This window comes from Thermicanus aegyptius DSM 12793 (assembly GCF_000510645.1).
Lineage (GTDB): Bacteria > Bacillota > Bacilli > Thermicanales > Thermicanaceae > Thermicanus > Thermicanus aegyptius.
This window is the reverse complement of the sequence record NZ_KI783301.1, coordinates 2,518,521-2,532,962: the sequence shown is the minus strand read 5'-3', so window position 1 is coordinate 2,532,962 and position 14,442 is coordinate 2,518,521. Positions and strand designations below refer to the sequence as shown.

Annotated in this window: 9 protein-coding genes and 1 CRISPR repeat array; of the genes, 5 read left to right on the top strand and 4 right to left on the bottom strand. The window is 46.4% G+C overall.

The window, feature by feature from the left end; genetic code table 11:
- The first annotated feature begins 3 nt into the window (after window positions 1-3).
- The 3 genes from cas5 to THEAE_RS23905 all read left to right on the top strand — a co-directional run bounded on the left by cas5 (window position 4) and on the right by THEAE_RS23905 (window position 7,270).
- Window positions 4-699 carry a CRISPR-associated protein Cas5 gene (gene cas5, locus THEAE_RS0113440; RefSeq protein ID WP_028987829.1) on the top strand — a complete coding sequence of 232 codons (696 nt, stop codon included), beginning with the start codon at window positions 4-6 and terminating at the stop codon, window positions 697-699.
- Window positions 693-3,170 carry a CRISPR-associated helicase/endonuclease Cas3 gene (locus THEAE_RS0113435; protein WP_028987828.1) on the top strand — a complete coding sequence of 826 codons (2,478 nt, stop codon included), beginning with the start codon at window positions 693-695 and terminating at the stop codon, window positions 3,168-3,170. Before cas5 ends, THEAE_RS0113435 begins: the two co-directional genes overlap by 7 nt.
- A 330-nt stretch (window positions 3,171-3,500) precedes the next feature.
- A CRISPR array of direct repeats spans window positions 3,501-7,088; the repeat unit is 30 nt; unit sequence GTTCTTAGCCTACCTATGAGGAATTGAAAC.
- A gap of 2 nt (window positions 7,089-7,090) precedes the next feature.
- Window positions 7,091-7,270, top strand: coding sequence for an RNA polymerase factor sigma-54 (locus tag THEAE_RS23905; RefSeq protein WP_084213557.1), 180 nt, complete (start codon window positions 7,091-7,093; stop codon window positions 7,268-7,270).
- On the opposite strand, the gene THEAE_RS21015 is transcribed toward THEAE_RS23905, so the two are convergent.
- From THEAE_RS21015 to THEAE_RS21010, 3 genes are all read right to left on the bottom strand, one after another.
- Entirely contained in the window at window positions 7,247-7,981 is a 735-nt protein-coding gene (locus tag THEAE_RS21015) for an ABC transporter ATP-binding protein (protein WP_084213556.1), read from the bottom strand. The two genes, THEAE_RS23905 and THEAE_RS21015, sit on opposite strands and share 24 nt — an antisense overlap.
- A 12-nt stretch (window positions 7,982-7,993) precedes the next feature.
- Window positions 7,994-8,698, bottom strand: a complete 705-nt coding sequence (locus tag THEAE_RS0113415; protein WP_028987827.1) for a hypothetical protein — start codon at window positions 8,696-8,698, stop codon at window positions 7,994-7,996.
- A 192-nt stretch (window positions 8,699-8,890) separates the two neighbouring features.
- Complete coding sequence (locus tag THEAE_RS21010) at window positions 8,891-9,490, bottom strand: ABC transporter permease (protein ID WP_245605561.1); 600 nt, start codon at window positions 9,488-9,490, stop codon at window positions 8,891-8,893.
- Window positions 9,491-10,260: 770 nt separating this feature from the next.
- On the opposite strand from THEAE_RS21010, the gene THEAE_RS21005 reads away from it, so the two are divergent.
- Window positions 10,261-11,736, top strand: a complete 1,476-nt coding sequence (locus THEAE_RS21005) for an FTR1 family iron permease (RefSeq protein ID WP_052330010.1) — start codon at window positions 10,261-10,263, stop codon at window positions 11,734-11,736.
- Here THEAE_RS21005 and THEAE_RS0113400 read toward each other — a convergent pair.
- Window positions 11,724-11,924 carry a hypothetical protein gene (locus THEAE_RS0113400; protein WP_028987826.1) on the bottom strand — a complete coding sequence of 67 codons (201 nt, stop codon included), beginning with the start codon at window positions 11,922-11,924 and terminating at the stop codon, window positions 11,724-11,726. The two genes, THEAE_RS21005 and THEAE_RS0113400, sit on opposite strands and share 13 nt — an antisense overlap.
- A gap of 504 nt (window positions 11,925-12,428) precedes the next feature.
- Between THEAE_RS0113400 and typA the strand changes: the two genes are divergently transcribed.
- The gene (typA, locus tag THEAE_RS0113395) at window positions 12,429-14,267 is read left to right on the top strand and encodes a translational GTPase TypA (RefSeq protein ID WP_028987825.1); all 1,839 of its coding nucleotides are present in this window, start codon (window positions 12,429-12,431) and stop codon (window positions 14,265-14,267) included.
- The last annotated feature ends 175 nt before the right edge of the window (window positions 14,268-14,442 follow it).

Below are 14,442 nucleotides of genomic sequence, written 5' to 3'. Positions count from 1 at the left end.
AGAATGGAGATCTTAACCTTTGATCTGCGTGGGAGTCTGGCTCATTTCCGGAAACCGGATACGACGGCCACCCATGTTACCTTTCCGTTTATTACCCGCACCGCCCTCAGAGGGGTGATCGGTTCCATCCTGGGACTTGAAGAGTACCATGGGAACATCTTGGCGGGGATTCAACTTCTCTCTCCGGTCAGGCGGGTTTCCCAGGAACTCTCCCTATTGGGGAAAGCTTTCTTGGGGGATGGGGGAAATCAGTTTAACCGCCCAACGGCGATTGAACTTTTGGTCAACCCCCATTACCGCATCTATTGCCAGGGAGATGAAGTGGAAGAGTTGGCGGAGAGAATCGGGAAGCGGCAAAGCGTCTATCACACCTATCTCGGAAGCGCCTTTGCCCTTACGGTTCCCGAGTTTATATCCCTCTCCCGCGGGGAAGAGATCGATCCTGGAAAGGATTGGGTCACTTCCGTGACGGTGATTCCCACCCATTTTATTGAAAGCCTCTCCATGGAGGAGGGAAATCAGTATGGACGGGCGGGGGGGTTCCATTATGAACATCTGGGAAATCGTCGTTTCCAGGGGTCCGTCCACCTTCTTTATGAGGTGAATGGCCGGCCCATCCGCTTCATTCCCAAGGAAAACCCCTCTCCCGCGGTAAAAATGGTTCGTTTGGAAAACGGGGAGGTGATCACCCTATGGTAATTCCATTTCATCAATGTATTGCACGACCAAAAGAAGGGGATAGGAACTATCCCCTTCCTTCCCATTTAGAAACGGTGGCCCGGGGACTAAAGGTGGAGGACACCCTCTCGGGAAGAATCTCGTTTCTCGCAGGACTGCTCCACGATATCGGGAAAGCACGAACGGAATGGCAGGTATATCTCCAGGAGAAGATGAGGGGGGAAAGAAAGAAGAAGGTACCTCACTCCAAATATGGAGCGGTCCTTTTCGCTTTTTATGCAAGTCGCTTGTTGGAGATAAAAAAAAGGGAAGGAGAAGGGCGAGAGGCGGAGAAGCTTTTCATGATGCGTTGGGTCCGTGATATTATGGACCATCATGGGGAATTAAAAGATATTGAGAAGGATGCCCCTTGGTTGGGGGGAGTGGTCCGGGCTCAAGAGTTCGGCAGCATGGATCTCTCCGGGATTCATGATTGGTTAACTTCATTTTATCCGGAATTTGGTTCCTTTTCCCTTACCGTTCCCGCCATTCTTCAGTGGATGTCCCAATCCAGGAGGAGCTGGGAACAAGGGTACCTTTCTCTCAAACGGTTGGAGATTAAGCGCGCGGAAGCGGCCAAATATTGCCTGCGTCATCAGACCGCCGCTTTTATTCAGGCGGACCGCTTCGATGCGGCCCAAGTGGAAGAGATAAAGTTGACGGGTGAGATGATTCAGAATGGCTTGAAAAACCTGGACAATTATCTTGAAGGATTAAACCATTCCGGCGCCGGCATCTCCTCCCTGCGGCGGGAACTGCAGGAGAGAGCCTTATCCTCCTATGGGAAGCAGGTGGGTTCCTCCGTATTTTTGCTCGATCTTCCCACCGGAATGGGAAAGACGATGACCTCGTTAAAAATCGCCTTAACAGAGGCGGGAAGAAAAGGAAGAGAACGTCTCGTCTATGTGGCTCCTTACTTATCCATTCTCTCCCAAACGGCAGGAGATATTCAGAAGGCAACGGGGCTTGAGGTGCAAGAACACCATTCCCTCATGTGGAATCGGTTCCCCTCCTCTGAAAAAAATAAGGAAGAGCAGGGAAGAGGTGACCCCCAGGAGGAGGAAATGGATGAAAAAGCTGTTCTTCTTCTGGAAGCCTGGCAATCTCCCATCATTGCCACCACTTTTCATCAACTCTTTCGGGGATTCTTTCCTCAGAGGGCGCAGCAAACCATGCGGCTGTTCGGTTTAAAAAATACCGTCTTGATCATCGACGAACCGCAGGTCATCGGGGATCAGGTTTGGCTTCTTTTTTTAAAAATGTTAGAAGAAATTGGGGAGACGATGGATTGTACGATTCTGATCGTGACAGCCACCATGCCTCCGCTAAAGATTCTCTCCTCTCCTCCCCTTTCGCTGATTGCTGCTCCGGTTTCCTATCCGGACCGTTACGTCGTTCGGATGAAGGAGAATCCAATGTCTGCAGATCAACTGGTTTTCGAGGTGGAACAAGAACTTACCTCCTCTCAGCAAGTGGGGATCATCTTAAATACGATTCGCGATTCAGCCGACGTGTATCGGAAAATGGATGATCGATTGGGGGATAGGGGGATGAGAGAGAAGGTGGCGTTGATTCATCTGAATGGAGCGATGACCCCTCTGCACAAGGCGGTTCAGATCGGGAGAGTAAAAGAGAGGGTGGGAAGAGGAAGAGGGGAAAGCCCCACACCCACGGTGGTTATCTCCACCCAGATGATCGAGGCGGGGGTGGATATCAGTTTTCGTACGTTGTACAGAGCTCTCTCCATCTACCCTTCTTTAGTGCAGGCGGCCGGCCGGGTAAACCGGCATCGGGAAGCGGAGAGGGGTAAAATGGTAATCTTTTCCTATGTGCGGGAAGATGGGACGGATACCCGCAGGTTTGTCTACCGGGATTCGATTCTGAGAGAGATCACGGATCAATTGCTTCTTCCCGAAGTGGAACTGGCGGAGAGAGAATTTGTGCAGAAAGTAGGAGACTACAATGAACAGTTGTATGCCAGGCAAAAATTAGAAGCGGCGCTCGATCAGATGATTGAAGCTGCAAAAGGGAGATGGAGCGAGATTTCCGGAATTCTTCCCTTTGAGGAGGAGAGGATGAGAATTTCGGTTTTTGTTCCCTGGGGAAAAGACTTCATCCATGCGGATCCGAGCAAGATGAGCGAGGAGTTAAGAAAGCTACAAGATCAGATTCGTCGGGGGCTACAGCGGTACGGGATCTCCGATCCGGAGGAATTATATGAGTATTACACCGATTTTGACCGGTTCGGTCGGTTGGAAGGCATCGAACAGAAAAGGTTTATGGGACTTTTGCAACAATTTATCGTTCCTGTTCAAGCGAAGGCCGCCCTTTCCATCGTGGCCAATTGGGACGACTCCCATGAGATCAAAAGAATCTCTTCTTTAAAGCAATATACTGACGAAAATGGGCTTGCTCTGCTCATTGGTCATGAGGAAGGGGGAGAACTATGGTAAAGGTGGAGACTTATTATCGAATTGGACAAAAAATAGATGATCACCCTAAAACATCACAGCATTGGGAGAGTCTCAGGATATTCGGAACGATAAATGATTGGCTTGGAGAAAGGGGGGGTTGAACAGATTATCGAGCAAAACTGTCGTCGATCGGAAGTAGTGCTAAAATCATAGGGGATCGACGACAACCTTTTTTCCAAAAAAACTAAGGGAAATGTAACGTAAACTATGCTAAACGCCCGTTTTAGATAAAAAATGATTTCCAAAAAACTTTGCGTTAAGTATAATGGGAGATGAGGAAAAAACTTGATTTTGTAGCCTCAAAATGGGGTTCTTAGCCTACCTATGAGGAATTGAAACATGAGCACACTCTATACAAAATCGTGATCGACATCTAGTTCTTAGCCTACCTATGAGGAATTGAAACGAGGACCTGGTGTTAGTGATAATTTTTTAATAACTACGTTCTTAGCCTACCTATGAGGAATTGAAACGTTGGATTGAACCTCATAAGGTGGGGTGAGGAGGCATGTTCTTAGCCTACCTATGAGGAATTGAAACTAATATGGTATCGTGGTTAAGTGCGGCGAACGCTTGGGTTCTTAGCCTACCTATGAGGAATTGAAACCTTCGAGATCGGCGCTGGTCGCGCCAGCGATCGCACCGTTCTTAGCCTACCTATGAGGAATTGAAACGCACGTCAACAACTGTCAGATACAGGATTAGTCCCGGCGTTCTTAGCCTACCTATGAGGAATTGAAACTCATGATGGTCTCCATCGCAAGCATCAAAAATTGTGTGTTCTTAGCCTACCTATGAGGAATTGAAACAGGCATACATCGCTTCTGAAATTGGCCGTCAAATGGGTTCTTAGCCTACCTATGAGGAATTGAAACAGCGCACTGGCCACAGTATCAGCTACCAGTGCCATATGTTCTTAGCCTACCTATGAGGAATTGAAACTGACATCGAAGAGAAATTTGGCAAGGGTGTGGCCGCGAGTTCTTAGCCTACCTATGAGGAATTGAAACTCCTCCGCTTTCGCCCTGTCTCCGTCTACGTTCTCGGTTCTTAGCCTACCTATGAGGAATTGAAACCTCATTTGGGCATCGAAATCAGCGGCTGTTTTCACAGGTTCTTAGCCTACCTATGAGGAATTGAAACGACGCCCGTGAGCGAAAATGAGCCCAGCCACAAACAGAGTTCTTAGCCTACCTATGAGGAATTGAAACGACGCCCGTGAGCGAAAATGAGCCCAGCCACAAACAGTTCTTAGCCTACCTATGAGGAATTGAAACAAGGGCGTAAAAACCCTAACTCCGGTAGGCTTCACGTGTTCTTAGCCTACCTATGAGGAATTGAAACTCACCTTCGCAGATCCCTCCTTCCCGAAAAAACCTTTGTTCTTAGCCTACCTATGAGGAATTGAAACACAATTCGAAGCAGCAGGTACGGGCTAAGGTGACGGAGGTTCTTAGCCTACCTATGAGGAATTGAAACAAAAAGTTGATCCTGGAAGATACAAGGTCTCTTCAGTTCTTAGCCTACCTATGAGGAATTGAAACTTTTCTACCTAAAAGCCAAATCATCGTTGAATCTGAAAGTTCTTAGCCTACCTATGAGGAATTGAAACATTTTGGTACACGCAGAATTGTTTCTGTATCACCCTTGTTCTTAGCCTACCTATGAGGAATTGAAACCTTTCAAGAGCATGTCAAACAAAGTTGATCTTCTCCGTTCTTAGCCTACCTATGAGGAATTGAAACCTGCTGTGTGGCGTAAATCATGCAAACGCACATTTTTAGTTCTTAGCCTACCTATGAGGAATTGAAACGAGATGCAGGAAACCAACTAAAATTACCGCCAGACATGTTCTTAGCCTACCTATGAGGAATTGAAACACTCTGGACTATCGGGTCGAGAAGTTCGTAGTCCTCGGTTCTTAGCCTACCTATGAGGAATTGAAACAGGTCATCCACGTCGGCGGCAGCAACCTCGGCAGCTCCGTTCTTAGCCTACCTATGAGGAATTGAAACTCGTTTTCGTGTCGAACATTATCATATCTTTTAATTTCGTTCTTAGCCTACCTATGAGGAATTGAAACTAAACCATAGACAAACATGCTTCGAAGCCCTCAGCTTCGTTCTTAGCCTACCTATGAGGAATTGAAACCCTGGCGGAATACCTCCGAAACCCTATCCCGTAGCTTTGTTCTTAGCCTACCTATGAGGAATTGAAACACCTTCTCGGCACCGTTGGTCTCCATCCACTGAACCAGTTCTTAGCCTACCTATGAGGAATTGAAACGACCATGAACTCTCTCACTGCTGCCGCGGTGATGATGAGTTCTTAGCCTACCTATGAGGAATTGAAACGACGATTTCCATAGAAACCACGTGACTAGTCCTCCGAGTTCTTAGCCTACCTATGAGGAATTGAAACAGAAAAAGGGAGAATGGGATTATAAACCGTTCTTTTCGTTCTTAGCCTACCTATGAGGAATTGAAACTTTCAAGCAATTCAATAGCATAAGGGTTGATATAATCGTTCTTAGCCTACCTATGAGGAATTGAAACCAATTTCTTTTTTGATCTTGCGGACTTCGGCTTCTAAAGTTCTTAGCCTACCTATGAGGAATTGAAACCTTTTTCCATGAATTTATTTTTAACCTCGATCCCGGTTCTTAGCCTACCTATGAGGAATTGAAACCCCGTAAGCTCATAAACCGTAAAGCGTAAGCCGTGATCGTTCTTAGCCTACCTATGAGGAATTGAAACACAAATAAGCCCGTAAATCCGTCTCTAGGCTCATAGGTTCTTAGCCTACCTATGAGGAATTGAAACACAAGTGTGGATCAGACTGGGAAGAGTTAGCAATTTGCGTTCTTAGCCTACCTATGAGGAATTGAAACCCGTCCGCAACGGCCAAGCCGCGGTATACGACCTTTCCGTTCTTAGCCTACCTATGAGGAATTGAAACAAATCACTCACCAACTCAGCCACCAGCGTTCTTATCCGTTCTTAGCCTACCTATGAGGAATTGAAACGGTTGCGCACCGCGCAACGGCAGCGGTAGCCGTTCGTTCTTAGCCTACCTATGAGGAATTGAAACATGGCGGTGCGACGTGGATAAAGACCTACAAGGATCCCGTTCTTAGCCTACCTATGAGGAATTGAAACATGGCGGTGGGACGTGGATAAAGACCTACAAGGAGCCCGTTCTTAGCCTACCTATGAGGAATTGAAACTCGTCCAATCACAGGGGGTGAAATAGATGCTATGGAGTTCTTAGCCTACCTATGAGGAATTGAAACAGAAAAAGAGAATGAGATACTATGACGAAGAAGAGGCGTTCTTAGCCTACCTATGAGGAATTGAAACCTGATTTCGGCTAGCAAGCTGATGCGGAAACTGACCAAGTTCTTAGCCTACCTATGAGGAATTGAAACAAGTGATTCCAGTGAAATCAATTCCCATCCTTTTTTCGTTCTTAGCCTACCTATGAGGAATTGAAACTCTTAGCTCTAAAGTAGAAAGTAGGAGGTATGTCCTGGTCCTTATCCTACCTATAAGGAATTGAAACCAGGATGGTTATCGGGAAGAGAAAGAAGCAGATGAGAGTCCTTATCCTACCTATAAGGAATTGAAACTCGCAATAATATCCATATTCATTTTACTGGAAGCAGAGTCCTTATCCTACCTATAAGGAATTGAAACAATAAATAATCAAGCGTGCAGTCTGGAAAAAATGTAGGTCCTTATCCTACCTATAAGGAATTGAAACAGATCTCATCCATTGTTACCCCTCCATTTCTTCGTTAAGTCCTTATCCTACCTATGAGGAATTGAAACATGTAATGGTCGAGCTGGCTCAAGTAGATGTTTGCAAGTCCTTATCCTACCTATGAGGAATTAAAACACGTGGTGAAATGGCTGGTAGAAGTAACATTATCACCGAGGCGGTCAAAAAGAGCATCGTCGAGAGGATCGCTGCAAAATATCGCGGGGGAGAGAAAAGAAAAACCCCTCTCCGATCGGAACATCGCCGAGCTTCTCCAATCGGAAGGGGTGAGGATCTCATGCAGGACGGTAGCAAAATAACGGGAGGAGATGGGCATCTCTGCGGCAGCTCGGAGGGAAAAGGGAGGGGACTGATCCCCTGTGGAAAAGATACATAATTTTTTCAACTGCACCCTCATGGACTCGATACACTTCATTACACAAGGTGTCGATATCCGCTTTATGATGGGAGGTAATGAGCACGGTGGCTCCACGTTCATGTTCTTCCCTCACGATATGATACAGTTGATCGACAGATTTTTCGTCCAGCCCATTCGTTGCCTCATCGAACAGAATCAAGTCCGGTTCTTCCATAATGGCCTGTGCGATGGCCAGTTTTTGTTTCATTCCCTGTGAATATGCCTTAACCGGGCGCTTGTCGTAAGGATCAAGCCCTACACGCTGAATGGCTGTAATGATCTGTTGGTCGTTGATCTTCCTTTGAATATCAGCCAAAAATTTCAAATTATCAAAACCGGAATATTGCTCCAGGAATCCGGGTTTTTCAAAAACGACACTTGTGTTCTTCGGGAAGGAAAGATCTTTATGCAGCTTTTTCCCAAAAACGAAAACCTCTCCTGAAGTCGGCTTCACAAGACCGGCAATGATACGAAAGATCGTTGACTTGCCGGAGCCATTTGCACCGACAAACCCAACAATCCCCCTTTCGGCAATCGATAGAGTTACATCTTTCAAAATCTCTCGTCCATGGATGATCTTTTTGACGTGAACCATTTGAATTGCGGTAGACATCTTAAAACCTCCCTAGGTATAGTAATCCATTTTTTTGGCTTTTCGCAGTATGATCAGAAAAAGGAAGAGGAGAACGACAGATTCAATGAGGAATATTGTAAACAGCGATGATTTGATTTTTTCAATCATACCGTAATAAAGCGGAAGTAATGGGTGCGGTGATTGAATTCCTGCGTAGATGAGGGTGACCAGTATCATGTTTGCTCCTTCAACACGCCAATACATCTTCATGGCAAGCCATAACAAAGCATGCCCATACAGATTGAGGGTTAGAAAAAGGAAAACAAGCAGCCATGTAAGACTAAACGCCATGCCGGCTCCAAGCAGAAAAGACGTGATCCATGCGGTAATAAGAAACGATAGGATATACAAAGAAGTAAAAAGAAACCCCATCGTAAATTGACTAACCCAATACCGGTTGGTGTTTCGATAACGAAGCAATTGGTGAATTTCAAACGTATGGATGCGAGATTTCCAAACGATTTGCAATAGGACCACATATCCTAAGAACAAGATAATCCAATAAATCCAATTCATCGGATAAGAGTCTGCCGATCCGAACAAAATGAGTAGAATCTGCTCCGATGATGCGTCGGCATTGATGAAACCGTTTTTCGAAGAAATAAGAATTCCTAAAACGGATAGGATGACCGTGGGAAGGATCAGTTTAAACTTCTCTTTCTGTAATAGCCGATATTCCGCAATGAATAACTTCATTAGGCTTCAGTCCTTATTTGGCGCGCAATTTTATATCTTGGTAGACAATTCTTATCATCTTAGTCAAAGAGATCAGCCTGCTTTCTCACTCCCGCGATGTACAAGATAAGGGTGACCGCCATCAGGAGAGTGAAGACCACAATGAAGGGAGGATAAGACATTCTCGTTACAGGTTCATTCGCCGCTAGAAAATTAAACGGATCCCATGAGAAAACCTAGGAGTGAAAAGATGATCCAGTATCCTATATAGAGTGAAAAGGGAGTAAATAGAATGAGATAGCGGTTTTTCATATAGAGAGAGGATGCAAGACCAAAGGCGGTATAAAGGCCTGCATATAACCCACCGATAAGTAAATAGACCAGAAAGTATAAGTATGGAGAGATTTCCATGAGTGGTGAGAACAATTCTCTCTTTTCTCCGTAAGAAGTGCCATCACCAAGTACGGCTGTTCCATTCACCAGTTTATGGTATGCTCGGGCGTAATCCGAATAATCCCATTTCCCTGTGATCAGATTAAATAAAAACATGTCCAATAACAAAGGAAGGACAAAAAACAAAAAGGAAACAATAAAAGTGAATAGAAATTTCTTGAGATAATAGGAAAAGCGGCTCATACGCAAGATTTGATAACGTTGATTGCCCGAACTTCTTTCCCTGTAAATTGTGTCCACAATCGGCAGGGCGATGAGCAGAGGGAAGATAAAGTAGTAAAGTGCAGCAAAAAAAGTACCGTAAGAAATAGCCCAATAACGGTGAGGCGCCACCAAAGCGAGGGAATCTGGGAAATTCACAAATAATCGTTTGGCTAAGTCATATTCTACAAAGTAAGTGCGGGTTCCTTGCCAGACGTTGCCAAGTATAATGAGGATTCAGATTCCAAAGCTGATATAGGTTTGTCTGTTTTTAAGCAGTTTCCTGATTTCGATGGTCAAGATGAACACCTCACAACTCACACCGATTCGTCACTTGGTATAGAAACCGATGACAGAGCAACTACCATATTCAACGACCAACTCACTCCTTTCTTATAAACGAATGAAGGAGGAAAAGGTTCAAAACTACATCTCCCTCTATCCCCACTTCCTAGATACTCCACCTCGCTGTTTGCCCCCTTAACCTAACCGTATTACCATCTGCAATGCTGTCTATGATGAAAGTTCTCGTCTGCCCATCAAATTCTTCTTTTCTGATGAATGTGAAAGGTAAGTTTTAGTAGAATCGGGGGAAAAGCAACTCCCTCTTCTAATTCTGGGTAAGATTTCTTTTCACGCAAATTCTATATGCTTTTTTTTATTTTATAAGACTCCCCATTCAAAATTATTTCGATCATTTTCTACATACTGAAAATACGCATACCGGTTAAATTGAGATCACGATAAGATGGGCGCAGACCGGATTTAATTCTTACCTTGTTCGCGGTGATTGGGAGGGAGCCGAAGCGGCTTTTAGGCGGTTTAAACAGCAATGGGAGCAGCTTAAGAAAACTTCCGGGCCTGAAGAACAGGCGGTAAACGAGGCGCTGGCAGAAGCGGAAAAAGCGCTCTCTACCCGAGATTTATCCATGGTAATGGATACGCTATCCCATTTGTCCTCCGCGTTTTACGCTTATGACAAAATCATGCATCCGGTCGATGAGGCTGGCCGACGCGCGGAGTTCATGACCGCCATCACCCCCGCGCTTCGCTCTCTTGAAGAAGCCGTTGTGGCGAAGGATGAAGAGGCGGTTTTAGCCGCTTACAAAAGAGTATTGGCGGTCTGGAACAAAAAGGAGACGATCGTTCGCGAACAAAGCCTGGATTATTACGGGCAGATCGAAACAAAGATGGGCTTATTACGGATTGCCGTATCCAAAGAGGCCAAAGATTTCGGTGAAATTGAGCGGTATTACACCCTGTTGTCGCAGATCGTTTCCGACTTTGTTTCCGGGGAAAAAACAGTCGGCACTTCGGATGGAGGTGCTACGCTTCAAACCTTGGTTGACCTGCTGGACAAGGCGGTTACGGAGATCGATCAAGGAGAGACGAAGCTTGCGGTTTCTGCGCTGGAGGATTTTTTGACGGTATGGCCGTCGGTGGAAGGTGAGGTTTCGACCCGAAGCGCAAGTTTGTATAATGAGTTGGAAAACAACATTCCGCTGGTTGCCGGTAAGCTTGCTTCACCCAACCAGGATCTGGAGGAACTGAAGAACCGGCTTAAGGGATACGAGCGGGAAATCGCCATGCTTCAGCAAAAAAACTATTCCGTGTGGGATGCGTCACAGGTCATGCTGCGTGAAGGGCTTGAAGCCCTGCTGATTATATCCGCACTCATTACCTCTTTAAGGAAGACAGGCAACGGAGGCTATCAGAAGTGGATCTGGCTGGGAGCTGTCGCCGGAGTCGTGGTGAGCGTCGTCGCGGCTCTTCTCATCAACGCGATTTTCACCTCCGCAATCGCGGCAGGAACGAATCGCGAAATGTTAGAGGGATTAACCGGTATGATCGCGGTGTTCATGATGATCGGTGTCGGCATTTGGCTCCATCAAAGGTCGAATCTAAATGCATGGAACCGTTACATCAACACGCAGATGAATATGGCTCTTTCGATGGGCAGTGTGCTGGGCATGGCCTTGATCAGCTTCCTTTCGATCTTTCGGGAAGGTGCGGAGACGATCATTTTTTATATGGGTATGGCTCCTTCTATTTCACTCGATAAGTTGCTTGCTGGAATCGGGATCGCCATTCTCATTTTGCTGGTATTTGCTATTTTCATCATCCGTTTCAGCATGAAAATACCAATCGGTCCGTTTTTCAAAGCGGCAACTCTGCTCATTTACGTTTTGGCTTTCAAAATATTGGGTATGAGCCTCCATGCCCTTCAGCTGGCCGACGTTATAAGCATGAGCCAGATTGAGCAATTTCCGATCATCGATTGGATCGGTTTTTTCCCGACTTGGGAAACGGTCCTCTCGCAGCTTGTGTTGCTGTTATTTTTAAGCTGGGTCGTTGTCATGACAGAAAGAAGAAAGAGAAAACAGGCAAAGGATTACCTGCCTTGACGGGGTGGATCTTCCTCGTTAAATTCGTGTGCTTCTTCGATATTGACTCGATTTCCTTGGGCGTATATGTTCCCGCCGGCCATTCCCTCGTTCATCATGCGATCCACGTCCATCTCGTATTTCTTTCTTCCTTCATCCAGGGAATCCTTTTTCATTTCCTGATGTGCTCCGTTTTCCTTCTCGATCATTAGGCTATCACTCCTCTTGAGATTGAAACTTTATCTTTATTTTTTTGCAGCGATCGTCATTACATTCCGGAGCCCCTTGCAGGATTCTTAAACATTGATGCCATCATCTCGCAAAATCATTTTGCAAAAAAGATTTAAAGTTAAATAAACCGCCTAATTCTAGACATCCGGTCGGAAAATTAATTCGATAGGAGAACAGATTGGCTGCGATACAGGAACCGGACAGCCGTGAAAAAACCGAGAAGTGACTGGAAGGAGGTATGAAAGAATGGCGTTAAACTTTACGTAGAAAGTTTGCCGACGGGTGTAAATCGTGAGGTTTATTTATAATAGAAATAGATTTGCGTTTTTTTGCTACTGACAGTGGCTCTGAAGGCGGCACTTTTGGTGAAGGCAATGGAGCTGGTTCTGTATAGAAGGAGGCACGGATGAATGTGCAAAGAAGGAGGGTTTGTGTTAAAATAGAAAAGCTTGCAGAAAGGAAGTCAAAGGGAAGGATTAATCATGAAAACCCGTCGTGAAGATCTACGGAATATTGCCATTATTGCTCATGTGGATCATGGAAAGACCACGCTTGTCGATCAGCTCCTCCGTCAAGCAGGAATCTTCCGCCAGAATGAACAGGTGCAGGAACGAGCCCTGGATTCCAATGATCTGGAACGGGAGAGGGGAATTACCATCTTGGCGAAGACGACAGCGATCCATTATCAGGATCTTACCATTAACATTGTCGATACCCCGGGCCACTCCGATTTTGGCGGTGAAGTGGAACGGATTATGAAAATGGTGGATGGGGTTCTGCTTGTGGTTGATGCATTTGAAGGGTGCATGCCCCAGACCCGATTTGTTCTAAAGAAAGCCTTGGAACAGAAAGCAACCCCCATCCTGGTCGTTAACAAGATGGACCGGGAAAATGCACGCCCCCCCGAAGTGGTGGATGAAGTGTACGACCTTTTTATCGATTTGGGAGCGACGGAAGAGCAATTGGAGTTTCCCATTCTGTATGCCTCTGGGCTTAAGGGAACCGCGAGCACCGACCCCGACACGCCGGGAACCGATATGAAACCTCTTTTTGAAGCGATCAAGGAGCATATTCCGGCCCCGCTGGTTGATGTGGAAGGACCCTTGCAAATGCAGGTGACGATGCTGGATTATAATGATTACCTGGGCCGGATCGGCATCGGACGGATTGAGCGAGGAAAGATACGGGCAGGGGACAAGGTGGTCCAAATGAAACGGGATGGGACCATTCGTCAGGTCCGTATCGCCAAACTCTTCGGTTTTTATGGACTGAAACGGATTGAGATCGAAGAAGCGAAGGCGGGAGAGATTGTGGCCGTCCCTGGCCTGGAGGAGATCATGGTCGGGGAGACGGTGGCCGATGCGGAAAATCCGGAGGCTCTCCCCCTCTTAACCATCGATGAGCCTACCATCAAGATGACCTTCCTCGTCAATGACAGCCCCTTTGCCGGACGGGAAGGGAAGTATCTCACCTCCCGTAAATTGGCAGAACGACTGCAGCAAGCCTTAGAAACGGATGTAAGCCTTCGGGTGGAGGGAACCGGCTCTCCCGATGCCTTCATCGTCTCGGGAAGAGGAGAGCTTCATCTCTCCATCTTGATTGAGACCATGCGTCGGGAGGGATATGAGCTGCAGGTATCGAAACCGGAAGTGATCCTTCGAGAGGTGGATGGAGCAAAATGCGAACCGTTCGAATCGCTCATCGTCGATATTCCCGATGAATTCCAGGGGACCGTGATGGAATCGATCGCGGAACGAAAAGGCGAATTGGTGAACATGGAGAACAATGGCTTTGGCTATGTTCGCCTGGAATACCACATCCCTTCCCGGGGGCTGATCGGGTACCGGAAACAGTTTCTCACTGAGACGCGGGGGTATGGGGTTTTAAACCACTCCTACTTGGAATACCGTCCCATCCTTCCTGGAAATGTGGGGAGAAGACCGGCGGGGGTCTTGGTCTCTATGGAGACAGGGACAGCCACCACCTATGGACTCCTTTCCGTGGAAGACCGGGGAGTGATGTTTGTCCGCCCCGGAGATGAGGTGTATGAAGGGATGATTGTAGGGGAGCACAACCGGGGAAATGACATCGTGGTGAATGTGTGCAAGACAAAACAGTTAACCAACATGCGCGCCTCCACCAAAGAAGAAACGACAAAACTGAAAGCTCCCAGGGATTTTTCGTTGGAAGAAGCATTGGAGTATATTAACGATGATGAATACGTAGAAGTAACCCCCAAAGCAATCCGCCTCCGCAAGCGTTTCTTAAAGAAAATCGATCGAGATAAGTACGAGAGAAAACGGGAAAATTTAAACGTCTAATCCTTTATTCCTGTTTCCCCCATCGGGAAATAGGAAGGATGGAGGGAACACCGGCATCCCTGAGGAAAGGGCATGCCGGTATTTAATTCAATGGATAATTTTCGGCTTTCTTTTCAAGAGCTTATCATTACCTATTTAAAACGATGCCCATTGAGGTGGTGCATAAACAAGATGG

Bases quoted from the DNA above. Each gene is read 5' to 3' on its own strand.
- cas5 (WP_028987829.1), top strand. From the start codon at position 4: ATGGAGATCTTAACCTTTGATCTGCGTGGGAGTCTGGCTCATTTCCGG.
- THEAE_RS0113435 (WP_028987828.1), top strand. From the start codon at position 693: ATGGTAATTCCATTTCATCAATGTATTGCACGACCAAAAGAAGGGGAT.
- THEAE_RS21015 (WP_084213556.1), bottom strand. From the start codon at position 7,981: ATGTCTACCGCAATTCAAATGGTTCACGTCAAAAAGATCATCCATGGA.
- THEAE_RS0113415 (WP_028987827.1), bottom strand. From the start codon at position 8,698: ATGAAGTTATTCATTGCGGAATATCGGCTATTACAGAAAGAGAAGTTT.
- THEAE_RS21005 (WP_052330010.1), top strand. From the start codon at position 10,261: ATGGTAATGGATACGCTATCCCATTTGTCCTCCGCGTTTTACGCTTAT.
- THEAE_RS0113400 (WP_028987826.1), bottom strand. From the start codon at position 11,924: ATGATCGAGAAGGAAAACGGAGCACATCAGGAAATGAAAAAGGATTCC.
- typA (WP_028987825.1), top strand. From the start codon at position 12,429: ATGAAAACCCGTCGTGAAGATCTACGGAATATTGCCATTATTGCTCAT.